General features: G+C 73.4%; 22 protein-coding genes. All 22 read left to right on the top strand.

What is annotated here, in order from left to right:
• Positions 1-13: 13 nt before the first annotated feature.
• Positions 14-949, top strand: coding sequence for a thioesterase (locus V1634_RS32675; RefSeq protein ID WP_331211479.1), 936 nt, complete (start codon positions 14-16; stop codon positions 947-949).
• Entirely contained in the window at positions 946-2121 is a 1176-nt protein-coding gene (locus V1634_RS32670; protein WP_331211478.1) for a beta-ketoacyl-[acyl-carrier-protein] synthase family protein, read from the top strand. Before V1634_RS32675 ends, V1634_RS32670 begins: the two co-directional genes overlap by 4 nt.
• A complete protein-coding gene (locus tag V1634_RS32665) occupies positions 2118-3158 on the top strand; it encodes a beta-ketoacyl synthase N-terminal-like domain-containing protein (RefSeq protein ID WP_331211477.1) in 1041 nt (346 codons plus the stop codon). Before V1634_RS32670 ends, V1634_RS32665 begins: the two co-directional genes overlap by 4 nt.
• Entirely contained in the window at positions 3152-4078 is a 927-nt protein-coding gene (locus tag V1634_RS32660; RefSeq protein ID WP_331211476.1) for an SDR family oxidoreductase, read from the top strand. Before V1634_RS32665 ends, V1634_RS32660 begins: the two co-directional genes overlap by 7 nt.
• 14 nt (positions 4079-4092) lie before the next feature.
• Entirely contained in the window at positions 4093-5208 is a 1116-nt protein-coding gene (locus V1634_RS32655) for a beta-ketoacyl synthase N-terminal-like domain-containing protein (protein WP_331211475.1), read from the top strand.
• Positions 5209-5211: 3 nt separating this feature from the next.
• A complete protein-coding gene (gene accD / locus V1634_RS32650) occupies positions 5212-6957 on the top strand; it encodes an acetyl-CoA carboxylase, carboxyltransferase subunit beta (protein ID WP_407951892.1) in 1746 nt (581 codons plus the stop codon).
• Positions 6950-7675 carry an acetyl-CoA carboxylase biotin carboxyl carrier protein gene (locus V1634_RS32645; protein WP_331211474.1) on the top strand — a complete coding sequence of 242 codons (726 nt, stop codon included), beginning with the start codon at positions 6950-6952 and terminating at the stop codon, positions 7673-7675. Before accD ends, V1634_RS32645 begins: the two co-directional genes overlap by 8 nt.
• Positions 7676-7686: 11 nt before the next feature.
• Entirely contained in the window at positions 7687-9099 is a 1413-nt protein-coding gene (locus V1634_RS32640; RefSeq protein WP_331211473.1) for an acetyl-CoA carboxylase biotin carboxylase subunit, read from the top strand.
• Complete coding sequence (locus V1634_RS32635) at positions 9092-9355, top strand: acyl carrier protein (protein WP_331211472.1); 264 nt, start codon at positions 9092-9094, stop codon at positions 9353-9355. The genes V1634_RS32640 and V1634_RS32635 overlap by 8 nt, the downstream gene beginning before the upstream one ends.
• Positions 9352-9735: a 3-hydroxyacyl-ACP dehydratase FabZ family protein gene (locus V1634_RS32630; protein ID WP_331211471.1), complete on the top strand. Its 384-nt coding sequence runs from the start codon at positions 9352-9354 to the stop codon at positions 9733-9735. The genes V1634_RS32635 and V1634_RS32630 overlap by 4 nt, the downstream gene beginning before the upstream one ends.
• Entirely contained in the window at positions 9732-10226 is a 495-nt protein-coding gene (locus V1634_RS32625) for a 3-hydroxyacyl-ACP dehydratase FabZ family protein (protein WP_331211470.1), read from the top strand. The genes V1634_RS32630 and V1634_RS32625 overlap by 4 nt, the downstream gene beginning before the upstream one ends.
• Positions 10227-10265: 39 nt before the next feature.
• Positions 10266-11012, top strand: a complete 747-nt coding sequence (fabG, locus tag V1634_RS32620; protein WP_331211469.1) for a 3-oxoacyl-[acyl-carrier-protein] reductase — start codon at positions 10266-10268, stop codon at positions 11010-11012.
• Positions 11013-11046: 34 nt separating this feature from the next.
• The gene (locus tag V1634_RS32615; protein WP_331211468.1) at positions 11047-11832 is read left to right on the top strand and encodes a 2-hydroxychromene-2-carboxylate isomerase; all 786 of its coding nucleotides are present in this window, start codon (positions 11047-11049) and stop codon (positions 11830-11832) included.
• Between the two features lie 103 nt (positions 11833-11935).
• Positions 11936-13768 (top strand): fatty acyl-AMP ligase, encoded by a 1833-nt coding sequence (locus V1634_RS32610; RefSeq protein ID WP_331211467.1) that lies wholly within the window; start codon positions 11936-11938, stop codon positions 13766-13768.
• Between the two features lie 5 nt (positions 13769-13773).
• Complete coding sequence (locus tag V1634_RS32605; protein ID WP_331211466.1) at positions 13774-15591, top strand: acyl-CoA dehydrogenase family protein; 1818 nt, start codon at positions 13774-13776, stop codon at positions 15589-15591.
• Positions 15588-17303: an acyl-CoA dehydrogenase family protein gene (locus tag V1634_RS32600; RefSeq protein WP_331211465.1), complete on the top strand. Its 1716-nt coding sequence runs from the start codon at positions 15588-15590 to the stop codon at positions 17301-17303. The genes V1634_RS32605 and V1634_RS32600 overlap by 4 nt, the downstream gene beginning before the upstream one ends.
• Positions 17304-17335: 32 nt before the next feature.
• A complete protein-coding gene (locus V1634_RS32595) occupies positions 17336-17605 on the top strand; it encodes an acyl carrier protein (protein WP_331211464.1) in 270 nt (89 codons plus the stop codon).
• Entirely contained in the window at positions 17602-19089 is a 1488-nt protein-coding gene (locus V1634_RS32590) for a condensation domain-containing protein (RefSeq protein WP_331211463.1), read from the top strand. Before V1634_RS32595 ends, V1634_RS32590 begins: the two co-directional genes overlap by 4 nt.
• A 117-nt stretch (positions 19090-19206) precedes the next feature.
• The gene (locus V1634_RS32585; protein ID WP_331211462.1) at positions 19207-19950 is read left to right on the top strand and encodes an ABC transporter ATP-binding protein; all 744 of its coding nucleotides are present in this window, start codon (positions 19207-19209) and stop codon (positions 19948-19950) included.
• Positions 19944-22436 carry an FtsX-like permease family protein gene (locus tag V1634_RS32580; protein ID WP_331211461.1) on the top strand — a complete coding sequence of 831 codons (2493 nt, stop codon included), beginning with the start codon at positions 19944-19946 and terminating at the stop codon, positions 22434-22436. Before V1634_RS32585 ends, V1634_RS32580 begins: the two co-directional genes overlap by 7 nt.
• A 329-nt stretch (positions 22437-22765) precedes the next feature.
• Positions 22766-23740: a 2,3-diaminopropionate biosynthesis protein SbnA gene (gene sbnA, locus V1634_RS32575; protein ID WP_331211570.1), complete on the top strand. Its 975-nt coding sequence runs from the start codon at positions 22766-22768 to the stop codon at positions 23738-23740.
• Between the two features lie 9 nt (positions 23741-23749).
• Entirely contained in the window at positions 23750-24766 is a 1017-nt protein-coding gene (sbnB, locus tag V1634_RS32570; RefSeq protein ID WP_331211460.1) for a 2,3-diaminopropionate biosynthesis protein SbnB, read from the top strand.
• Positions 24767-24791 lie beyond the last annotated feature (25 nt).

Genomic DNA, 24791 nt, shown 5'->3' with positions numbered 1-24791 from the left:
AGCCGCGGACGGCGTGACCCGTGTGGAGCTGCGGCCCCGGTACGAGGGGTCCAACATCTGCACCTGGATCGGCTTCAAGCACGTCAACTACCTGGTCGAGGAGGCCGTCCTCGACCACCTGCGGCAGCGCGGCTTCGCGCCCGGCGGGCTCTACGAGCGGCACGGCCTCTGCGTCGACATCGTCGACATCGACAGCCGGATCACCCACGCCTTCCACATCGACGACGTGGCCACGGCCGAGGTCCGGCCGCTGCCCGGGGACGCGCTCGCCTTCGCGGTGGAGATCTCGGTCAACGGCGCACCGCCGATCAAGGCGGTCAGCGCCAAGGTCCGGGTGGAGCTGCGGCTCGACCCGCACGGGCACCCGGCGCAGCAGGTGCCGGCCGAGCTGGCCCCGTACACGGTGTCGCGGCTGGGCCAGTCGCCGGTCAAGGTGACCCGGCCGGCCGCCGCCGGCCCGGCGCCCGAGGGCGACCTGCTGGCCGGGCTCACCGCCGGCCGCAACGCGTACGCCTGGAAGTGGCGGATCCCGTACTTCTACTGCCACTTCACCGAGCGGATGCAGATGTCCGGCTACCTGCGGCAGATGGAGGAGGTCGTCGACCTCTTCCTGGCCGACCGGAACGTCTCGATCAAGCGGCTGCTGGACGAGCAGGACTGGATCCCGGTGGTGCCGCACTCCCGGATCACCATCCTGGACGAGGCGCGGATGGAGGAGGACCTCTACACGGTCTTCACCGTCGAGAACGTCTTCAAGCGGCTCACCTACACCTCCCGGATGGACTGCTACGTGCTCCGCGACGGCATCCTGGTGCCGACCGCGACGGGGAAGATCACCCACGGGTACGCGGTGATCGAGAACCGTCGCGACTGGAGCCTGGTGGACTTCGACGACCGGCTCGCCAGCGCGCTGGAAGGCACGCCGGCTGCTCCGAGTACGCGTCGATGACCGGCGTCGCCATCACCGGCCTCGGTGTCGTCACGTGCCACGGCAGTGGTACGCGCGCCCTCTGGGACGCGATGATGGCGGCACCGGTTACCGACCCGGGTCCCGTGCCGGACCCGTACGCGAACATGGACGTGCCGGCGGTGCAGGGCGTCCCCGACGCCGACCTGCCGGCGCAGTCGCAGGCGCTCGCCCGGACGTCCCGGCTGGCGCTGAGCGCCGTCGACGAGGCCATCGCCGACGCCGGCCTGCCGCTGGGCGGGCCGGCGACGACGGGGACCCGGATCGGCCTGGCCCTGGGCACCTGCATGGGCGACGCGAGCCTGCACGAACAGTGGCGGGCGGACGGCGGCAAGCCGGCCGCCCGGTTCACCACCGAGGTCGGCGTCGCCTCGGCGGTCGCCGACCGGCTCGGGCCGCTGAGCGTCGTGACCACGATCAGCAACGCCTGCGCGGCCGGCGGGTTCGCCCTCGGTGCCGCCGCCGACCTGGTCCGTTCCGGCGAGGCGGACGTGGTGCTGACCGTCGGCGCGGACGCGTACAGCCGGGTGATGCTGGCCTGCTTCAACCGGATGGGCGCGGTGGACCCGGTCCGGTGCCGCCCGTTCGACCTGCACCGCCGGGGTACGTCGTTCGGCGAGGCCGCCGGCGCCCTGGTGGTCGAGTCGGCGGAGCACGCCCGGGCCCGGGGCGCCACCGTGCAGGCCATGGTGGAGGGCTCCGGCTGGACCTGCGACGCCTACCACCTGACCGCGCCGGAGCCTGCGGGCACCCAGATCGTCCGGGCGATGCGGGCGGCGCTGGACTCCACCGGTGCCGACCGGGACCGGATCGGCTGCGTCCTGCCACACGGCACCGGGACCCAGCTCAACGACGTGGTGGAGAGCCGTGCCCTCAACGAGGTGCTCGGCGCCGACGTGCCGCTCTACAGCCTCAAGGCGCTGATCGGGCACACCGGCGGGGCGGCGGCCGCGGTCGCCGCGGTGGCGGCGGCGCTGATCCTGCGGCACCGGACCGTGCCGCCGAACGTGCCGATCGCCGAGCAGGACCCGGAGTGCCGGGTCTGGCTGCCGCAGGGCATGGTCACCCCGCTCGGGTCCGACCGGATCATGGTCAACGGGTACGCCTTCGGCGGCAACAACGTGTCGCTGGTGCTCGCGGGGGCCGGCGGATGAGCCGGGACGGTGTCGGGGTGGTCGACCACCCGCCGGCTCCGCTGCCGTCGGTCGGCCGGGTGGCCGGGCGGATGCCGCCGGCCGGCCAGGTCGTGGTGACCGGGATCGGCGTCTGCGCGCCGCCGGTGGAGCGGCCGGCGGCCGACGGGGCCTGGTTCGACGTACGCACCCAGCTCGGGCGGCGCGGCTACAAGTACCTGCCGGCCGCCTGCCAGTACCTGCTGGTCGCCGGACGGCAGGCTCTCGACGACGCCGGCGACTGCCTCGACGGCGCCGCCGAGCACGACCGGGGCGTGGTGATCGGCACCAACAACGGTGCGGCGGCGCTGCACGACGAGCAGGACCGCACGGTGATCGCCGAGCACGCCAGTGAGCTGAGCCCGGTCACCGCCCCGTACGGCGCGGTCAACGTGCTGACCAGCCGGCTGTCGATGGAACACGGCTTCACCGGGATCAGCCTCACCCTGATCTCGCCGCTCGTCGCCGGCCTGGAGTCGGTGCAGGTCGGGGCGCGGGCCTTCGCGGCGGGCCGCGCCGACCTGCTGCTCGCCGGGGCGATGGAGCAGGCGGTGCCGGCGCCCGAGGCGGCGGCACCGGAGGAGGGGGCGGTGGTGCTGGTGCTGGAGCCGCCGGAGCGGGCGGCGGCGCGCGGCGCCACCGGCTACGGCCGGTGCGCGGTCCGCACCCTGCTGCTGCCGCCGCACCGGCTCGGCACCGGGTCGTCCCGGGAGCGGGCCGTGGCGGTGCTCCGGGAGGCGGCACGCGACCTCGGCGCCGACCAGGTCCCGGTCTACGCGCTGCTGGACGACTCGCCGGTCAGCGAGCTGGTGGCCGGGGCGGTGCCGGCCGCCGTCGGCCCGGTGCGCGACGCGGGTCCGCCCGCCGCCGGCAGCCTCACCCCGATGCTCCGGCTGGCCGACCGGCTGCGTGCCGCCGACGGGGACAGCCTGCTGGTCACCGCGGCCGGCACCGGAAACGTGGCCATGGTCCGGATCTGGCGTACCGCCGGATCGACACGAAGGAGCGCGGGATGCTGATTCCCCTGGAAGGCACGTGGAGTCTGCTGCTGGGCGCGTCCAGCGGCATGGGGCGGGCGACCGCGCTGGCACTGGCCCGGGAGGGCGGCAACGTCATCGGGGTGCACCTCGACATGGGCGAGCGGGCCCAGGCGGCCCGGGACCTCGAAGCGGAACTGCGCGGGTACGGGGTACAGGCGCACTTCTTCAACGTCAACGCGTCCAGCCGGTCGACCCGGGAGCAACTGCTGCCGACCATCGCCGAGCTGACCGGCCCGCGCGGGCTGCACGTCGTACTGCACTCGCTGGCGTTCGGCTCGCTGCTGCCGTACCTGCCGCGCGCCGGCTGGGACCGGACGCTGGGCCAGCGGCAGATGGAGATGACCGTCGACGTGATGGCGCACAGCCTCGTCTACTGGGTGCAGGACCTGATGGCGGCGAAGCTGCTGCACCGGGGCGCCAAGGTCTACGCGATGACCAGCTCCGGCGCCACCTCGGTGATGCCGAGCTACGGCGCGGTGTCGGCGGCCAAGTGCGCGCTGGAGTCGCACGTCCGGCAGCTCGCCTGCGAACTCGCCCGGTACGGCGTCGCCGTGAACGCGCTCTGTGCCGGGGTCACCGTCACTCCGGCGCTGGAGCGGATCCCGGAGCACACCCAGTTCGTCGCCCAGGCCGGCGCCACCAACCCGCACGGCCGGCTCACCCAGCCGGAGGACGTGGCCGAGGCGATCCTGCTGCTGTCCCGTACCGACTCGTCCTGGATCACCGGCAACACGATCGGGGTCGACGGGGCCGAGAACATCGCCGGAATTCCGGCCTGGAGTCCCCGGCACGCCGAGGCGGTCGAGCCGGACGTGACATCCGGGCCGGACGTGCTGCCGGTGCCGAACGCGACGCCGGAGCCGAACGGGGCGCCGGTCGCGGCGCCGGCCGCGGTCTGAGGGGAGAGGGACAGATGACCGTCACCACCATCGCCGCGGACGAACTGGTGCTCTCCGGCTGGTCGGCCGCGTCGGCGTTCGGGCTCGGCGCCGAGCGGTTCACCGCCGGCCTGCGGGCCGGGACCGCCGCGGTGACCGCGCTGGACCGCCAGGTCTGGCCCGGGCCGTACGACCGGGCCGGGCTGATCCCCGGCTTCGACGTCGCCGAGGTGCTCGGCAAGAAGGGCACCCGGTCGATGGACCGGGCCACCGGGATCGCCGTGGCCACCGTCGGGATGCTGCTCGACCGGTACGGCCGGGAGCGGCTGGGCGAGCCGGAGCGGCTCGGTCTGGTGCTGGGCACCAACTCCGGCAGCGTGCAGAGCATCATGGACTTCACCCGGGAGTCGCTGACCGGAGCGAAGCCGTTCCACGTCGACCCGGCGCGCTTCCCGAACACGGTGATGAACCGGGCCGCCGGGCAGAGCGCGATCTGGTACGGGCTGAAGGGCCCGAACACCACCATCGCGGGCGGCTCGCTGACCGGCCTGCTGGCGTTGAACTACGCCGTACGGCTGCATCGGTGCGGCCACTCCGAGCCGGTGCTCTGCGGCGCGGTCGAGGAGTACTCGGTGTCGCGCGGCTGGCTGGAGTGGCACGCCCGGTGCCGGTACGGCGCCGCCCCGGCCGACGGTACGACGCCGCTCGGCGAGGGGTGCGCGATCTTCCTGCTGGAGTCGTACTCCAGCGCGGTCCGGCAGCAGCGCCGGCCGCTGGCGGCGGTCCGGGGCTCCCGGTTCCTCGCCTTCGCCGACCCGGCGGCGGTCCGTACCGTGCTGGCCCGGGCGGTCGCGGAGGCGCTCGCCGGAGCCGGCCTGAGCCCGGCGGACGTGACGGTGCTGGCCGCCTCGGACAGCGGTGACGAGTTCGGCGCGCAGGAGGAGGCCGCGCTGGCGGACGTGCTCGGTGCGGCCCGGCCGACCCGGGTGCACTGCCGGGCGCTGCTCGGCGACACCTCGGCGGCCTCGTCGGCGTTCCAGCTCGCCGGTGCACTCGCCGAACTCACCGACCGTCCCGACGGGATCGCGCTGGTGACCGGGGTGGACCGGGACGGCCAGGTCGGCGCGACCCTGCTCGGCGCGGTGGGCTGAGTCGTGGGAGCCTCCACACTGGACCTGATCAACGGGCTGCCGGACGGCGCGTGGCGGCCGTGCCCGCGCTGCGCGGCGCTGCTGCACCGGGACCGGCTCGCCCGGGCCCTGCACACCTGCCCGGAGTGCGGTCACCACCTGCCGCTGGGCGCCGACGACCGGATCGCCCTGCTGGTCGATCCGGACAGCTTCGTCGAGCACGACGCCGAACTCGCCGCCGCCGACCCGCTGGAGTTCACCGACCGGATGCCGTACCCGCAGCGGCTGGCCCGGGCCCGGGCCAGGACCGGCCGGGCCGACGGCGCCGTACTCGGGATGGCGACCATCGGCGGCCACCGGGTCGCCCTGGTGGTGCTCGACTTCGCCTTCCTCGGCGGCAGCATGGGCTCGGTCGTCGGGGAGAAGGTCGCCCGGGCTGCCGAGACCGCGCTGGATCACGGGGTACCGCTGGTCGCGGTCAGCGCCTCCGGTGGGGCGCGGATGCAGGAGGGCGTGCTCTCCCTGTTGCAGATGGCCAAGACCGCCGCCGCGATCCGGCTGCTCCGGGACGCCGGAGTGCCCTACGTCAGCGTGCTCACCGACCCGGTCTACGGCGGTGTGGCCGCCTCATTCGCCAGCCTCGGTGACGTGATCATCGCCGAGGAGGGGACCCGGGCCGGGTTCGCCGGACCCCGGGTGATCGAGCAGACCATCCGGCAGCCGCTGCCGGCGGGCTTCCAGACCGCGCGGTTCCTGCACGAGCACGGCCACGTCGACCTGGTGGTACGCCGTCAGGAACTGCGTGGCGTGCTGGCCCGGCTGGTCGGCTTCTGCGCGGCGGCGGCCGGCGCCTCCGCCGGGAGCCCGGTGGCGGTCGCCGGCGGGCGGCCGTCCCGTGCTCCGGGCCACGACGAGCGGCCCGAACGCTCGGTGGACGCCTGGACGGCGGTGGGCCGGGCCCGGGCCGCCGACCGGCCGACGGTGCGGGAGCACATCGAGCGGATCTTCGGCGACTTCGTCGAGCTGCACGGTGACCGCTGGGAGCGGGACGACGCAGCGATCGTCGGCGGGCTGGCCCGGCTGGACGGCAGCCCGGTGGTGGTGGTCGGACACGCCAAGGGCCGGGACACCAGGGAGAACGTGGCAAACAACTTCGGGATGCCGCACCCGGCGGGCTACCGCAAGGTGATGCGGCTCTTCGAGCTGGCGCAGCGCTGGGGCGTACCGGTGGTGACCCTGGTGGACACCCCGGGGGCGTACCCGGGGCTCGCCGCCGAGGAGGGCAACCAGAGCGCCGCGATCGCCGAGACGCTGGCCCTGGCCGCGGGGCTGCGTACCCCGGTGGTCGCGGTGATCACCGGCGAGGGCGGCAGCGGTGGCGCCCTGGCACTGGCGGTCGCGGACCGGCTGCTGATCCAGGAGAACGGCGTCTTCTCGGTGATCAGCCCGGAGGGCTGCGCCGCGATCCTCTTCGGTGACGCCGGGCAGGCGCCGGTGGCCGCCCGCGCGCTGCGGCTGCGCGCCGAGGACCTCGGCCGGCTCGGTGTGGTCGACGAGATCCTGCCGGAGCCGCCCGGTGACCCGGAGCGGGCCGCCGGACTCGTCGCCGAGGCGGTGGGCCGGCTGCTGCGCCAGCTCGCCGGGATCCCGGTCGAGGAACTGCTGGCCGCCCGCTACCGCCGGCTGCGCGGCTACGGCGTGCTGGCCCCGGACGGCACCGCCACCGGCAGCCCGGTGGCGGAACCCTGGAAGGAAGGCGTGCATGTCTGAGCAGGTCCGCGAGGCGGCCGTCGTCCGGGCGGCCAACGGCACCGGTCCGGCGTCCGCGAATGGCACCGGATCCACGGCCGCGAACGGTGCCACTCCGGTGACCGCGAACGGCGGGACGCCGACGACCGCGAACAGCGGGAGCGCGGTGACCGCGAACGGCGGCGGGGCGCACTCCGTCGAACCGGCACCGCCGGCCGATGCCGGGCCGACCGACGCCGCGCTGCGCGGGGCGGTACGGGCCGCCGCCGAGGTGGCGGAGCTGGTCCGGGACCCGGCGATCCGGCGGGTCCGGGTGACGGTGGCCGACGTCCAGATCGAGGTCGAGGCCGCCGAAGCGGGTCGGGAGGCGGTCCTCACCGTCACCGGCGACCCGGCGGTGACCGGCGCGGCGCTCTCCGCCGTACCCGGCGCGGCCGTGGCGGCGGTACCGGGTGCGGCCGTGGCCGCCGTCGCCACGGCGGTCGCCCCGGCGGCCGGCACCGTGGCGGTGACGGCACCGCTGATGGGGGTCTTCTACCGGTCTCCCGGGCCGGACCAGCCGCCCTTCGCCGAGATCGGCCAGCGGGTCGAGGCCGGCGACCAGGTCGCGATCGTGGAGGCGATGAAGATGATGAACCCGGTCGTCACCGACCGGGGCGGGATCGTCCGGGCCGTGCACGTCACCGACGGCGAGGTCGTCGAGTACGAGCAGCCGCTGCTCAGCATCGAGCCGGGCTGAGGCGGGCGGACATGGTCAACCGGGTACTCATCTGCAACCGGGGCGAGATCGCCGTCCGGATCATCCGCGCCTGCCGCGACCTGGGCCTGGAGAGCGTGCAGGTCTACTCCTCCGCCGACCGGGACAGCCTGGCGGTGCAGCTCGCCGACCACGCCGTACACATCGGACCCGGCCCGGTCGCCCGCAGCTACACCAACATCCCGGCCATCCTCTACGCCGCCGCCAAGTCCGGCGCCGACGCGGTGCACCCGGGCTGCGGCTTCGTCTCCGAGGACCCGGTCTTCGCCGCCTCCTGCCGGGGCGTCGGGCTCACCTTCGTCGGCCCGGCCGCCGAACACATCGCGCTGATGGGCGACAAGGTGGCGGCCCGGGCGGCGATGCGGGCCGCCGGAGTGCCGGTGCTGCCCGGCTCGGACGGCACCGTCGACTCGCTCGGCGACGCGGTGACGGTCGGCGGCGAGATCGGCTTCCCGCTGATCGTCAAGGCGGTGGCCGGCGGCGGTGGCCGGGGCATCGCCGTGGTGCACCGGGCCGAGGACCTGCCGCTGGCGTACGAGACGACCCGGTCCGCCGCCCGGACCCTCTTCGGCGACGACCGGGTCTACCTGGAGCGCTACCTGCCGGCCGCCCGGCACATCGAGGTGCAGGTGCTGGCCGACGGGCACGGCACCGTGCTGCACCTCGGCGAGCGGGACTGCTCGGTCCAGCGCCGGCACCAGAAGCTGGTCGAGGAGTCCCCGTCCCCGGCGCTGGACCCGGGACTGCGGGAGCGGCTCTGCGCGGCGGCGGTGGCCGGGGCCCGGGACATCGGCTACGTCAGCGCCGGCACCTTCGAGTTCCTGGTCGCGCCGGACGGTGCGGCGTACTTCATGGAGATGAACACCCGGCTCCAGGTCGAGCACCCGATCACCGAGGTACGCACCGGGATCGACATCGTCGCCTGGATGATCCGGATCGCCGCCGGGGAACGGCTGGACCTGACCCAGTCCGACGTCCGGTTCGAGGGGCACTCGATCGAGGCGCGGATCAACGCCGAGGACGTCGACCGGGACTGGGCCGGTTCGACCGGCCGGGTGCACGGGCTGCGGATGCCGGCCGGCCCGGGCGTACGGGTGGACAGCCACCTCTACGACGGCTACGTCGTACCGCCGTTCTACGACTCGCTGCTGGCCAAGGTCGTCACGCACGGCGCCACCCGGGAGGAGGCGCTGCGCCGGCTGGACCGGGCGCTGGCCGAGTACCGGTCGGCGGGGGTGACCACCAACGTCGGCTTCCACCGCCGGCTGCTGCGCCATCCCGGCTTCCGCTCCGGCGACTACCAGCTCGGCGTCGTCGAGTCCGTGCTCGCCGAGCCATCCCCGGGCGAGGACGCCCACGGGGAGGACCACGAGATCCACACCGAAAGGACGGAAAGTCATGTCTGACCAGCTCACCACGAGGCTCGACAAGGAAGACCTCCGGCAGCTCATCGCCGACACCATCGACGTCGACCTCTCCGACGTCACCGACGAGGCGCACTTCGTCAACGACCTGGAGGTGGATTCCCTGATGGCCCTGGAGATCACCGTCCGGCTGGAGAAGCGGTACGGCGTCAAGATGGAGGAGAGCGAGCTGATCGCGGTCAGCACGCTGGACAGCACCTACCAGCTCCTCGAGGGCAAGCTGCGGGGCGGCTCGTGACGCCGCGCTGCGCCCCCCTGGCCGACCTGGTGGAGTTGGTCGAGGCCGACGACACCTCGGCGGTCTCGACCGCCAAGGTGGATCCCGGCGACCCGGTCTTCACCGGGCACTTCCCGGGCTTTCCGGTGCTGCCCGGGGTGTACGTGGTCGAACTGGTGGGCCAGACCGTACGGGCGGCGCTGGGTGAGGGCCACCGCCCCGAGCTGGCCGCGATGGACCGGTGCCGTTTTCTCAGCCCGGTCGCCCCCGGCGACGAGCTGCGGATCGAGGCGGCGTTGTCCTGGTCCGGGCCGGAACTGCGCTGCTCGGCCAAGATCAATACGGGTCGCGGTCCGGCCGCCGAACTGCGCCTGCGCTACCGATTCGAGGAGAACCGATGATCGGGGTTGCCGGGATCAGGAAGGTGATACCCCAGCGGTATCCGATCCTGCTGCTCGACCGGGTGGTCGAGCTGGTGCCGGGCGAGCGGCTGGCCGCGCTCAAGGCGGTGACCTGTAGCGAGGCCTGCTACGAACTGCTCGACGAGGCGTCCGTGGACCGCGACTACGCGTACCCGGGGACGTTGATCGTCGAGTCCTGGGCCCAGGCGGCGGTGCTGCTGGCGAGCTGGGAGACCCCCAACCCGGACGTGTTGGCCGGGAAGGTGGTGCTGGCCGGGTCGATCAGCAACGTCACCTTCGGCAACCCGGTCTACCCCGGGGACGTCCTCGAACACCGGGTCCGGCTGACCAAGGTCGTCGGCGAGACGGTGATCCTCGAGGGCGAGACCGTGGTCGGCGGCGAGACGGTGATGCGGCTCGGCCAGTTCGTGCAGACCCTGCGCCCGCTGGACGCCCTGCGCCCGGCGGAGCCGACCCCGGTCTCGGTGTAGGGAGCGGAGCGACATGAGCGAGCGGAGCGGAGTGTTGGCATGAGCGAGAACGAGCGACGGGTCGCGCTGGTCAGCGGCGGATCCAGGGGCATCGGCCGGGCGGTGGTGAGCCGCCTGGCCGCCGACGGGTTCGACGTGGCCTTCTGCTTCCAGGCCAACGCGGAGGCGGCGGAACTGGCGGCCAAGGCGGCCCGCGAGGCCGGGGCCCGGGTACTGACCCGGCAGGTCGACGTGGTGGACCTGGCACAGGTACGCGACTTCGTCTCCGCCACCGAGGACGAGCTGGGCCCGATCGACGCGGTGGTGACCGTCGCCGGGGTGACCCGGGACCGGCCGCTGGTGCTGATGGGCGAGGACGAGTGGCACGCGGTGCTGCGGACCAACCTGGACGGCACCTACACGGTGTGCCGGTCCGCGGTCTTCGCGATGATGAAGCGGCGGCGCGGCGCGGTGGTGACGCTCTCGTCAGTTGCCGGGGTGGCCGGCAACGCCGGGCAGACCAACTACTCGGCGTCCAAGGCCGGGATCATCGGCTTCACCAAGGCGCTGGCCAAGGAGATGGGCCGGTACGGCATCCGGGCCAACGTCGTCGCTCCCGGCTTCATCGAGACCGACATGACCGCCGGGCTGCCGCCTGCGGTCACCAAGGAGATGCTGGGCCGGATCCCGCTGGGCCGGTTCGGCCGGGCCGAGGAGACCGCCGACCTGGTCGGTTTCCTCGTCTCGGACCGGGCCTCCTACGTCACCGGCCAGGTCTTCCAAGTCGACGGCGGCATCGCGCTGTAGCGCGTACCGCCCCGAAGCACCCGAGGAGTTTCCCATGGCGGTGCGCCGCACCCCACGGTTCTACTTCAGCCTGCGCAGCCCGTACTCCTGGCTCGCCTACCGGGACCTGCACCAGCGGTACCCGGAGCTGGTGTCCGAGCTGGACTGGGTGCCGTTCTGGGAGCCGGACGAGTTGAGTTCGCGGCTGCTCGCCGAGGCCGGCGGCGAGTTCGTCTACACCGCGATGTCCCGGGCCAAGCACCTCTACGTGCTCGCCGACGTCCGGCGGCTCACCGCCGAGCGCGGGCTGACGTTGCGCTGGCCGGTGGACCGGGAGCCGGTCTGGGAGATCCCGCACCTCGGCTACCTGGTGGCGGCGCGGCACGGCGTCGGGCCGGCCTACCTGGCGCGGGCGTACCAGGCCAGGTGGGTCGAGGCGCGGAACATCTGTGACCGGTCCACGGTCGCCGAGATCGCCGCCGAGCTGGGGCTCGACCCGGCCGAGGTCTCCGGCGCGGCGGACGATCCGGAGGTACGCCGCCAGGGCGTCGGCGCGCTTCTCGACATCTACCGCGACGGCGTCTTCGGGGTGCCGTTCTTCGTGCACGGCTTCGACCGCTTCTGGGGAGTGGACCGACTGGCCGCGTTCGCCGCCTCGGTCGCCGCCAAGCGGGCTACCGCCGAGCGCGGTAACGCCGAGCGCGGTGACGCCGAGCGCGGTGACGCCGAGCGGGGTACGGCCGAGCCGACCCAGGTGCCGGAGAGCGGGTCGGCACCGGAGCCGGCGTTGGTGGGTGCGCCGGGCCGGACCGACGAGGGGCATGCCGGCGGCTGCGGCTGAGCCCGTTGATATAGCCCGAATATGGACGTCGATCGTACGGTCTGCCACGGAAACGCCGATGGCGCGGTGGTGATGCCGTACCGGAGAAGCCGGGGAAACAAACGTGTCCAAGGGAAGCATCGTCGAGGCGGTCCGGCACAACGTGGCCGGATCGCCGGAACGGCAGGCGGTGGTGTTCTGCCGTGGTGCGGGGGAGCGGTTCGTCGAGACGTCGCTGACGTACGCCGAACTCGACCGGGCGGCCCGGTCGACGGCGGCCTGGCTGGGCCGGCGGTGCCGGCCGGGTGACCGGGCGCTGCTGCTGTATCCGACCGGGTTGGAGTTCGTGGCCGGCTTCCTCGGCTGCCTCTACGCCGGTGTGATCCCGGTCCCGGTGCCGCTGCCGGCGAACTACCGGCACCACGCCGACCGGACCAGCGCGATCGCCCGGAACGCGGACGTGGCCGTGGTGCTGACCGATCCGGGGAACCTGGGCGCGGTCGACGACTGGATGCTCCAGGAGGGACTGGACCACCTGGCCTTCGCGGCGACCGACCTGGACGCCCCGGCCGGGGTCGGCGGCGCGGCGGACCCGACCGACGGCGCGGGACCGGCCGGGCCGGCGACGGACGACCGGTGGCTGCCCTATCCGGCCCGCCCCGACGACATCGCGTTCCTCCAGTACACCTCGGGCTCGACCAGCGACCCCAAGGGCGTGATGGTCACCCACGGCAACGTGCTGCACAACATCGGCTCGGTGCACCGCACCCTCGGCTGGACCGACCAGACCCGGTTCTGCAGCTGGCTGCCGCTCTATCACGACATGGGCCTGATCGCGATGCTGATCGCGCCGCTCTATCTCGGCAGCACCGCCGTGCTGATCCGGCCCAACGACTTCCTCAAGCGGCCGCAGCTGTGGCTGGAGGCGATCGACCGGTACGGCGCCGAGGTGGCCTGCGCGCCGAACTTCGCCTACGACCTCTGCGCCCGGCTGCTCACCGACGAGCAGGTCGCCGCGCTGGACCTGTCCCGCTGGCGGTACGCCTGCAACGGTGCCGAGCCGATCGACCCGGCCACCCTGGAGCGGTTCGCCGACCGGTTCGCCCCGGCCGGTTTCCGCTACGAGTCGTTCCTGCCGACGTACGGGCTGGCCGAGGCGACGCTCTGCGTCACCGGGGCCCGCCCGGCCGGCGCCCCGGTCACCGCGTACGTCGACCCCGCCGAGCTGGCCCGGGACGTCTTCACCCCGCTGCCCGCCGGTACGCCTTCCGGGCTGGCCCTGGTCGGCAGCGGCCGGGTCAACGCGCTGGACGTACGGATCATCGACCCCGGCACCTCCACCGTGTTGCCGGACGGCCGGGTCGGCGAGGTGTGGATCCGGGGCGGCAGCGTGACCCGGGGCTACTGGGGGGACCCGGAGGCGACCCGGCGGGCCTTCGGCGCGGTGACCGCGGACGGCGACGGCGGCTTCCTGCGTACCGGTGACCTCGGCATCCTCGACGACGGCGAGCTGTACGTCACCGGCCGGATCAAGGAAATGATGATCGTGCACGGCCGCAACCTCTACCCGCACGACGTGGAGCGCGAGGTCCGGGAGGTCGCCGAGGCGTTCGCCGGGCTGCCCTGCGCGGTCTTCTCGGTGCCGGCGCCCCGGGAGGAGATCGTGGTGGTCCAGGAGCTTCGCACCCGGGCCCGGGACGCCGCCGAGATCGCCGGCCTGGCCGGTGCGGTCAAGTCGACGCTGAGCCGGATCCTCGGGCTCCGGGTGGCGAACGTCGTCTTCGTCCGGGTCGGTCAGGTCCGGCGTACCACCAGCGGGAAGATCCAGCGCACCATGATGCGGGAACTCTTCGTCTCGGGCGTGCTGGACGCGACGTACGAGGATCTCGATCCGGAGGTCCGGGACCGCTACCGGGCCGGGCGGGCCGCGCAGCCGGTGCCGGCCGGGCGGGGGTGACCGGGATGCGCTATCCGGCCTTCGCCCTCGCCGAGCGGCTCGACCACGGCCTCGGCGACCCGCACGACCCGGAGCGGCCGGCCTCGTTCGCCCGCTGCGTCGCGCTGGACACCCGGGAGGAGTTCCCGGCGCAGATCTGCGCCGAGCTGGACCGGCTCGGCCTGCCCCGCTGGTACGTGCCGGCCGAGTTCGGCGGCGAGCTGCGCGACTACGAGGAGCTGCTGCACGCGGTACGGATCCTGGCCCGCCGGGACCTGACCGTCGCGATCGGGCACGGCAAGACCTACCTCGGTGCCGTCTCCGCCTGGGTGGGCGCCACCCCGGAACAGGCTCGCCGGGTCGGTGCCGAGGTGCTCGCCGGCAGCGTCATCTCGCTGGCGCTGACCGAGCGGGAGCACGGCAGCGACCTGCTCGCCGGTGAGGTCTCGGCGGTGCCGGCCGGCGACGGCTACCGGGTCGACGGCGAGAAGTGGCTGATCAACAACGCCAGCCGGGGTGACCTGGTCTGCGTCCTCGCCCGGACCGATCCGGCCGGCGGCACCCGGGGCTTCAGCCTGCTGATGGTGGACAAGCGGCGGCTCGCCCCCGGCACCTTCCGCTGCCTGCCGAAGGAGCACACCCACGGGGTACGCGGCGCGGACATCAGCGGCATCGCCTTCACCGGTGCCGAGGTGCCGGCCGACGCACTGGTCGGCACGCCCGGCGCCGGCCCGGAGATCGTGCTGAAGAGTGTCCAGCTCACCCGCACCATGTGCGCGGCGATGTCGCTCGGCCTGGCCGACCAGGCGCTGCGGCTGGTCCTCGACTTCGCCACCGGGCACCGGCTCTACGACCGGCCGCTGGTCGACCTGCCACACGCGAACCGCACCCTCACCGAGGCGTACGTCGACCTGCTGATCGGCGAGGCCACCAGCATGCTGACCGCGCGCGGCATCCACGCCACCCCCGGCGAGCTGAGCGTCACCTCGGCGGTCGCCAAATACCTGGTGCCGACGATGATGGACCGGACCATCCCCCGGCTGGGCCAGGTGCTCGGGGCCCGCGCCCTGCTCACCGCCGACCACGCCGACGGGCTGTTCCAGAAGATCGAACGCGACCACCGGATCGTCGGCATCTTCGACGGCAACACCCTGGTCAACCTGAACACCCTGGTCAACCAGTTCCCGGGCCTGGTCCGGGGCTACCGGCGGGGGGTGGTCGACCCGGGGCTCGCCGACACGGTCGAGCTGGCCCGGCCGCTGCCCGACTTCGACCGGAGCCGGCTGGCGCTGCTCTCCCGGACCGGGTGCAGCGTGGTGCAGCGGCTGCCGGTCGCCGTCGCCGAGGTACTGGAACTGGTCGACGCCGGCATCGCCCCGCAGGCCCTGGCCGCCCAGGCCGAGACGCTGGCCGGGCTGGTCGACCGGCTGCACGAGCGGATGGCCGCGTACCGGCCGCAGCCCCGGCAGGTGCCGGCCGAGGCGTTCGAGATGGCCGGCGAGTACGCGCTCGCCTTCGCCGCCGCCGCCTGCCTGCAACTGTGGCTGCGCAACCGGCACTGGCTCTCCGACGGCCCGACCGCCCCGCTCTGGGCGGACGCCCGCTGGCTGCGCGCCTGCCTGCACCGGCTGATCGGGCAGCTCGGCCCGGCCGCCGAGACCGGGTCCGAAGCCGACGACGGCGAGGACTACGACCGGCTGCTGCCGGATCTGCGGGCCCAGCACCGCGAGGGCCGGCTCTTCTCGCTGCTTCCGGCCCGGCTCGCCGAGGCGGCCCCGCAGACGGCCGAGCCTGCGACGCGCTCCGCCGAGCCGGCCGCAGAGCTTCCCGAGGTGGCCCGATGAGCGTCGACACCGCCCGCGTTCCCGGCCCGGTCCCGGAGGCCGAGCCGGACCTGGAGACGTACCTCGGAGATCCGCACGATCCGACGAACCCGGTCGGCTATCCGGCGGTGCTCGCCGCCGACGAGCGCGGCGAACTGCTCGCCGACGGCGAGCGGGCGCTCGACGGGTACGGGCTGAACGCCGAGTTCGTGCCCCGGGCCCTCGGCGGCCGGTTCGACCGGGCGGACCGGCTGGCCCAGGTGCTGCGCGCGGTGTTCCGCCGGGACACCACCCTCGGGGTCGGCTACGGGGTCACCACCTTCATCGCCGCCACCCCGGTCTGGACCAGTGGCACCGCGCAGCAGCGGCGCTGGATGGCCGACCTGCTGCTGCGGCACGGCAAGGCGTCGGCCGGCTACAACGAGCTGGCGCACGGCACCGACTTCGGCCGGGCCGAGCTGCGAGCCGACCTCACCGGCGACCGCTTCCTGGTGACCGGTCGCAAGGAGATGGTCGGCAACCTGAGCCGGGCGGACGCGGTGACGCTCTTCGCCCGCACCGACGACCGGCCGGGCAGCCGCAGCCACTCGCACCTGCTGCTGGACATGGCCGCGCTGCCGGCGGAGCACCTGCGGCAGCTCCGCCGCTACCGCACCGCCGGGGTGCGCGGGGTGCTGCTCGGCGGGCTCGAGTTCACCGGCTGCCCGGTGCCGGCCGACGCGGTCGTCGGCGACCTCGGTGGCGCGATGGAGACGGTGCTGCGGGCGTTCCAGGTGACCCGGGGCGTACTGCCCGGGATGGCCGTCGGGATCGTCGACACCCAACTGCGTACGGTGCTGCGGTTCGCCCTCGACCGCCGGCTGTACGGGCTGCCGGTGGCCGAGCTGCCGCACGCCCGGACCACCCTGGTCGACGCCTTCCTGGACCTGCTGATCAGCGACTGTCTGGCCACCGTGGTCGCCCGGGCCCTGCACGTGCTGCCGGGCCAGACCAGTGTCTACAGCGCCGCCGTGAAATACCTGGTGCCGAAGATGTTGCAGGACGCGGCGTACCGGCTCTCGGTGGTGCTGGGCGCCCGGTCGTACCTGCGGGACGGCCCGTACGCGATCTTCCAGAAGAACCTGCGGGACCTGCTCGCCGCGACGCTGACCCACGCCAGCGCGGCGGTCTGCCAGGCGACGATCATCCCGCAGCTGCCCCGGCTGGCCCAGCAGGGCTGGCGCTCGTCGCCGCCACCGCCGCCGGAGCTGTTCCGGCTCGGCGGCGCGCTGCCCCCGCTGGACTTCGCCGGCCTCGGGCTCTCCGCCCGGGGGGTGGACAGCCTGACCGGCACGCTCCGGGAACACGGCGCCGAACCGGGTACCGACCCGGCCGTCGCCCGGCTCTGCGGGCTCTTCACCGCCGAACTCGGCCGGCTCGCCGGAGTCTGCGCCGACCTGCCGCCCCGGGACCGTACCGTGATCGCCGGCCGGCGCAGCTTCGAGCTGACCGACCGGTACGCGACCGTGCTGGCCGCCGCCGCCTGCCTCGGGGTGTGGCGGCACAACCAGGACGACCCGTTCCTGCGGGACACCCCGTGGCTGCTCGCCGCGCTGACCCGGCTGGCCGGACGGCTGGGCCTCGACCCGGGCGCGGCACCGGACGGGCTGGAGCGGCACCTCTTCATCGAGCTGCTGGCGCGGCACCAGGACAACCGCGGCTTCGATCTCGTCAACCGGCGTCTCGCCGGCTGACCGTCTCCGTCCGTACGCCAAAGGAGTGCACCATGTCCGGAACCATCCAAGACACGTCCGTCGACGCCATCCGTAGCTGGCTGGTCGGCCGGATCGCCTTCTACCTGCAACGGTCGGCCGAGGAGATCGACGCCGACGCGCCGCTGGTCGAGATCGGCCTCGACTCGGTCTACGCGATGACCCTGAGCGGGGACGTCGAGGAGCGGTTCGACATCGAGGTGGAGCCCACGATGGCCTGGGACCACCCGACCGTCAACGCCCTCGCCAACCACCTGCACGGCGTGCTGGGCGCCCGGGGATGACCGTGCAGGGCATCCGCCCGGAGGAGTCGCCGGCCGGGCCGGCCGATCCGCGCTCCGGGCCCGGCCACCCGCTCTCGGTCGGGCAGGAGGCGCTCTGGTTCCTCTACCAGCTCGCGCCGGAGAGCCCGGCGTACAACATCACGCTCGCGGTCCGGGTCCGGTCCGCGTTGGACGTCGCGGCGCTGGGCCGGGCGGTCGGCGCGCTGGTGGCCCGGCATCCGGTGCTCGGCACTTCCTTCGCCGAGGTCGACGGGGTACCCCGGCAGTTCGTTCCGCCGGCCGGCGCCGAGCCGGCGGACGGCTCCCGGTGGCTGGAGGTCCGGGACGTCCCGGGCCGCACCGACGAGGCGCTGCTCGGGCTGGCCCGGTCGGTCGGCGAGGTGCCGTTCCGGCTCGGTGCCGGGGAGGTCTTCCGGGTGGTGCTGCTGCGCCGCTCCGCCGACGACGCCGCCCTGGTCCTGGTCACCCACCACATCATCAGCGACGCCACCTCGCAGTGGCTGCTGCTGCGGGACCTGCTGGCCGGATACCGGGGGATCGCGGCCGGCGGCGCCCCGGACTGGGCGCCGCTGACCGGCAGCTTCCTGGACCACGTCGAGGCGGAGCGGGTACTGCTCGACTCACCCCGGCGGGACCGGCTGGAACGGTACTGGCGGAACCGCTGCACCGGGGTGGCGGCCGGGGCGATCCCGGTCGACCGGCCCCGACCGGAGCGGCAGACCTTCGACGGGGCGACGTACCACCTGCGGCTCCCCGACGAGTTGACGGCCCGGGTCCGGGCGGCGGCCTCGGCGGCCGGGGTGACCCCGTTCGCCTTCCTGCTCGGGGTCTTCCAGGCCACCCTGTACCGGTACGGCGGTCAGGACGACTTCGCGGTCGGCTGCCCGGTGGCGACCCGGCACGGCCGGGGGCTGCGGGAGGTGGTCGGCTACCTGGTCAACACCCTGGTGCTGCGTTCGTCGTTCGCCACCGGGGCCACCTTCGCCGACGCGGTGGCGGCGGCGCACCGGGAACTCCTCTCCGGACTGGCCCACGTCGGCTACCCGTTCCCGCTGCTGGACCGGATGCTCGGCGGGGCACGGGGCAGCACCCGGTCGCCGCTGTTCCGGATCGCTTTCACGATGGTGGCGGCGGACCGGCTGGACCCGCCGCTGCCGCTGGTGCCGGAGGGCGCGGTCGTGGGACCGGAGATCTCCTACGCGGGACTGCGGCTGGCCGCGTTCGACGTACCGCAGCTTGAGGGGCAGTTCGACCTCAACGTGGAGCTGCGCCAGGCGGAGGATTCATTCACCGGTGCCTTCCGGTACAACACGGATTTGTTCGACGGTGCGACCATAGAGCGGCTTACCGGGCACTACCGCCGGTTGCTGGAGGCGGCCACCGCCGACCCGACGCGCCGGATCGACCGGGTCTCCCTTGTCGACAGCGCACAACTGGAACAACTGCTCGCGTTCGGGACCGGCGGGGTCTCGCCCGGGCAGTGACCCTGGGAACACCCGAAACCAGGGGTGAACCGCCCGAAACCCGGGACACCTCAGGGTCGCCGGTCCGGGGGTTCTCAGGGTGGTATCTCATGTGTCGATCTAACGATCAGTGATTGGATGCTCGCTATGGAGCAGGCTGTGCGGCTGGAGTCGCTGAGCAAGACGTACGGTTCGGGTCAGAACGCGGTGACCGCCCTGAAGGATGTGTCGCTCGATCTGCGGGCCGGCAGCTTCACGGCGATCATGGGGCCCTCCGGCTCGGGGAAGTCGACCCTGTTGCAGTGCGCCGCCGGACTGGACCGGCCCACCGGCGGCCGGGTGGTGATCGGCGGCACCGACCTGACCGGGCTGAGCGAGACCGCGCTGACCCTGCTCCGGCGAGACAAGATCGGCTTCGTCTTCCAGGCCTTCAACCTGCTGCCGTCGTTGACCGCCGAGCAGAACGTGGCGCTGCCGCTGCGGCTGGCCGGCCGCAAGCCGAGCCGGTCCGAGGTGGCGGAGGTACTCGCCGAGGTGGGGCTCGGCAACCGGGGCGGACACCGGCCGGCGCAGCTCTCCGGCGGCCAGCAGCAGCGGGTCGCGATCGCCCGCGCGCTGGTCACGAAGCCGGCGGTGCTCTTCGCCGACGAGCCGACCGGTGCGCTGGACACCAGCACCAGCCGGGAGGTGCTGGCGCTGCTGCGCGGCCTGGTCGACCGGCACCAGCAGACCATCGTGATGGTCACGCACGACCCGGTGACCGCCGCCAACGCCGACCGGGTGGTCTTCCTCGCCGACGGGGTGCTCGCCGGTGAGCTGGTCAACCCGACGGCGGAGACGATCGCCGCCCGGATGACGCGCATGGAGGTCGGCGCGTGCTGAGCATCGCGTTGCAGACCCTTCGGGTGCGCTGGGCCGCGTTCGTCGGGACGTTCGTCGCGCTGACCCTGGGCGCCGGCATGATCGCCGCGATGGGGTTGGAGATCGGCGCCACCCTGGGGCTGCCCGAGCGGGCACCGCAGCGGTTCGCCGCCGCCCCGGTGGTGGTCGCCGCGCTCGACCCGGAGTGGGATCCGGCCCGGCACGATCCGGGCAGCCGCTCGCTGATCCAGGCCCGTGGCATCTCCGACGCGCTGGCCGCCGAGGTCGGCGCGCTGGGCCGCACGGTTCCGGTCCGAAACTTCTACGCCCAGCTCGCCGGCGGCCCCGAGGACCAGGTCGGGCACGGCTGGTCGAGTGCGGAGTTCGCGCCGTACGCGCTGGCCGCCGGCCGGCCGCCGCAGGCCGACACCGAGGTCGTGGTGCCGAGCGGCGGTGCCGGGCCGGGCGAGCGGGTCACCGTCTTCACCACCGGCGGGCCGCGCGACTACACCGTTGCCGGGGTGACGGCACCGGCCGACTTCGAGTCCGCGGTCTTCTTCACCGACGCCGAGGCGGCCCGGCTCTCGCCCCGGGTCGAGGCGCTGGTCTCCTACGGGGCGCCGGAGGCGGTACGCCAGGCCGTCGGCGGGGACGCCGAGGTGCTCACCGGCGAGCGGCGCAACGTGCTGGACCCGAGCTACAACGCCGACCGGGAGGCGATCGACAACACCCAGACGCTGCTGCCGATCACCGCCGTGGTCGCCGGCTTCGTCTCGATCTTCCTGGTCGCCTCGACCTTCGCCTTCGCGGTCGCCCAGCGGCGGCGGGAGATCGCCCTGCTCCGCACGGTCGGCGCCACGCCCCGGCAGGTACGCCGGATGGTGCTGGCGGAGGCGTTCGTGGTCGGGCTCGCCTCCGCGATCGCCGGCTGTGCGCTCGGGCTCGGCGTCGCGCCGCTGCTGGCCGGCTGGATGGTCGACCTGGGGCTCGCCCCGCCGTGGTTCACCGTCGGCTTCTCCACCGGGCCGGCGGTCTGGGTGCCGTTGCTGATCGCGTTCTGCGTGGGGCTCGGGGTGGCGCTGGCCGGGGTCTGGGCGGCGTCCCGCCGGGCCGGCGACGTACGCCCGATCGAGGCGCTCCGGGACGCCGCCGTGGACACCCGCACCATGACCTCCGGCCGGTGGCTCTACGGGATGCTGGCGCTGGCCTTCGGACTGGTCACCATCGGCTGGGTGGCGGTGGTGAACCCGGGCATGGTGATGGTGCCGACCCGGTACATCGGGGTGCTGATGCTGCCGATCCTGGCGTTCGCGCTGCTCGCCCCGGTGGTGGTGAAGCCGATCGCCCGGCTGATCACCTGGCCGCTCGGCCGGCTCCGCGGTGCCGCCGGGATGCTGGTCCGGGAGAGCGCGCTGACCTCGGTGCGGCGTACCGCGGCCACCGCCGCGCCGGTGCTGCTCACCGTCGGGCTCTCCATCTCGCTGCTCGGCGCCGCCGCCACCATCGACCGGGCCAAGGACAGCGGCCGGCGCAACCAGGTGACCGCCGACTTCGTGGTCACCCCGGACGGTACGCCCGGGGTGAGCGAGGCGGTCACCGAGCGGGTCCGGGCGATCCCCGGCGTCGACGTGGTCGCCGCGCTGCCGACCATGGTGTACGTCCGGGACGACGCCCGGCTCGCCGACTACGAGGCACTGGCGGTCGACCCGGCCGCCTTGTCGGGCACCCTGACCCTGCCGGTCGACGAGGGCAACCCGGCCGAGCTGCGCGACGACACCATCATCGTCAACGACGACTGGGGAGTCGGGGTCGGCGAGACCGTCGAGGTCTTCATGGCCGACGGCAGCAGCGTGCCGCTGCGGGTGGTGGCGGTGCTCGACACCACCTCGGGCAGCAACGACGTCGCCTACCTGAGCACGAAGTACGCCGGCACCGCCAAGTACGCCTTCACCGGCCTGGCCCGCCGGGTCTACGTCTCGCTGCGCGAGGGCACCGACCCGGCGGCCGTCCGGTCGGCCCTGGGCAGCGCCACCGCCGGGCTGGGCGCCCGAGCGGTCGCGGCCGAGGACTGGCTCGGCGAGGAGAGCAGCGAGAACAGCCAGGCCAGCACGCTGGGCATGCTGCTGGTGCTCGGCATCGCGATCGTCTTCTGCTTCATCGCCATCGTCAACACGCTGGTGATGGCGACCTCGGACCGGCTCCGGGACATGGCGATCCTGCGGCTGGCCGGCGCCACCCCGCCACAGGTGCTGCGGGTCTTCGCCGCCGAGTCGCTGCTGGTGGCCGGCGTCGGGGTGCTGCTCGCGGTCGGGGCGTCGGCGGTGAACCTGGCCGGGCTGCGGCTCGCCCTGGGGCAGCTCGTCGGGGCCACCCCGGTCAGCGTGCCGTGGGGCACCGTCGCGGTGATCACCGTGGTCAGCGCCGCGCTGGCCGTACTCGGTGCGGTGGTCCCGGTCCGGCTCGCGTTCCGGTCCCGCGCGGTCGAGCTGGCCGGCGTACGCGAATAAACCGTCCACACCGGACTATTTCCGGGCTCCGTCACCTGTTTTCTCAGGTGGCGGAGCCCGGTTCGTTTTCGAAGATAGTTTCGATATGGGGCTGGTATAGCCGCGGGTCGCAGGATGACTAGGAGCCGAGGAAGCAGGCCGGCGCCAACCGTGGGAACGGCACCTGGCGGTGACGTTTCCGGGGAACGTAACTGACCCGCGAAGGGAAAGCCGTGCCAATGGACCTTTTACGACCTGGAGAGCGCGGCGCCTGCACGCCGGCCCTCACCGGCGGCCACGACCAACCTCAAGGGGAGGTTGAAAAAGGTTCACCGCACGCGCTGAAGGGCATCCTCGCGACCGTCGGGAACACGCCGCTGGTGGAACTCGAACGCCTGGTACCCGATTCTCGAATCAAGGTGTTCGCCAAGCTGGAGCGGTTCAATCCCGGCGGCAGCGTCAAGGACCGGACCGCGCTGAGCATGCTGCTGGAGAAAATCCGCAGTGGCGAACTCCAGCCGGGCCGGTCGGTGGTGGTCGAGTCGAGTTCGGGAAACCTGGCGGTCGGGCTCGCCCAGATCTGCCGGTATTTCGGGCTCCGGTTCGTCTGTGTCGTGGACGCGAAGACGACCGAACAGAACATCGCGATACTGCGGGCGTACCAGGCGTCGGTCGAGGTGGTCAACCGGCCCGACCCGGACAGCGGCGAGTACCTGCCGGTGCGGGTACGCCGGGTCCGCGAACTGGTGGCGAACACCCCGCACGCGTTCTGGCCCAACCAGTACGCGAACCCGCTCAACCCGATCGCGCACCGGCAGACCATGGGCGAGATCGTCGACGCGCTCGACGGTTCCGTCGACTACCTGTTCTGCGCGGTCAGCTCCTGCGGCACCCTGCGCGGCTGCGCGGACTACGTCCGCCAGCACGGAATGAACACGAAGATCGTCGCCGTCGACGCCGTCGGCAGCATGATCTTCGAGGGGCAGCAGCCGATCGAGCGGCTGCTGCCCGGGCACGGCGCGTCGCTGCGGCCGGGACTCTTCGACCCGGACGCCGCCGACGAGGTCATCCACGTGACCGACCTCGAGTGCGTCGCCGCCTGCCGCCGGCTCACCGCCCGGGAGGCGATCCTGGCCGGCGGCTCCTCCGGGGCCACCGTGGCGGCCCTGGAGCGGCGCGTTCCGAGCATCCCCGAGGACGCGAAGTGCGTGCTCATCTTCCCCGACGGTGGCGACCGCTACCTCGACACGATCTATTCCGACGACTGGGTACGGAGCCGCTTCGGTGAAGTTTCGCACCTCTGGAAGGAAGCCTCCGGTGGGTGATCAGGCCTGATGCTGATCCTTCGACATGACGACGTGCGACAGATCCTCGCCGAGCGCGAACTCGCGCTGATCGAGCTGGTCGGCGAGGCGTACCGGTTGCACGACGAGGGTGCCACCGCGGTACCGCACTCGATCTTCCTCCGCTTTCCCGACCAGCCCCGCAACCGGATCATCGGGCTGCCCGCGTACGTCGGCGGGAAGTCGCCGGCCGCCGGGATGAAGTGGATCGCCTCCTGGCCGGGGAACATCGCCAGCGGACTGGCCCGGGCCAGCGCCTCGATCGTGACCAACGACCTCGACACCGGAACGCCGACGGCGCTGCTCGAAGGCTCGGTGATCTCGGCCAAGCGGACCGCGGCCAGTGCCGCACTCGCGGCCCGGCTGCTGGTCCGCGAGTCGGGCCCGAGCGGGGTGACGCTGATCGGCTGCGGCGTGATCAACCTCGAGGTGCTGCGCTTCCTGCTCGCCGCGCTGCCCACGCTGACCGAGGTGACCCTCTTCGACAGCGACTGCACCCGGGCCGCCGCGTTCGCCCGGCAGTGCGCGGACCTCTCGCCGACCCTGCACGTGACGCTCGCCGCCGACGCCGGCCGGGCCGTCGCGGCACACGACCTGGTCTCGATCGCCACCACGGCGGCCGAGCCGCACCTCGACCTCGGCCCGGCCCGCCCCGGCACCCTCGTGCTGCACGTCTCACTGCGCGACCTGACCCCGGCGACGATCCTGGCCAGCCAGAACGTGGTCGACGACGCCGACCACGTCTGCCGGGAGCGGACCTCGCTGCACCTGACCGAGCAGCAGGTGGGGCACCGCGACTTCATCGACGCGCCGATCGGCCAGATCCTGCGCGGCACCGGCGGCTTCCGCCGCGATCCCGACCGGACGGTGGTCTTCTCGCCGTTCGGCCTCGGCGCCCTGGACATCGCCCTCGCGGAGTTCGTCCGGGCCGCCGCCGTCGAGCGGGGCCTCGGCATCCGCGTCGACGACTTCCTGCCCGCCACCGGCGGCACCGCGAATCCCAGGTGATCCGGCCCCGGCCGGAGCCTCGACC

The organism is Plantactinospora veratri, assembly GCF_036421995.1.
GTDB classification, from domain to species: domain Bacteria; phylum Actinomycetota; class Actinomycetes; order Mycobacteriales; family Micromonosporaceae; genus Plantactinospora; species Plantactinospora veratri.
Note: the sequence above shows the minus strand (reverse complement) of the source record. Positions and strands in the feature narration are given on the sequence as shown.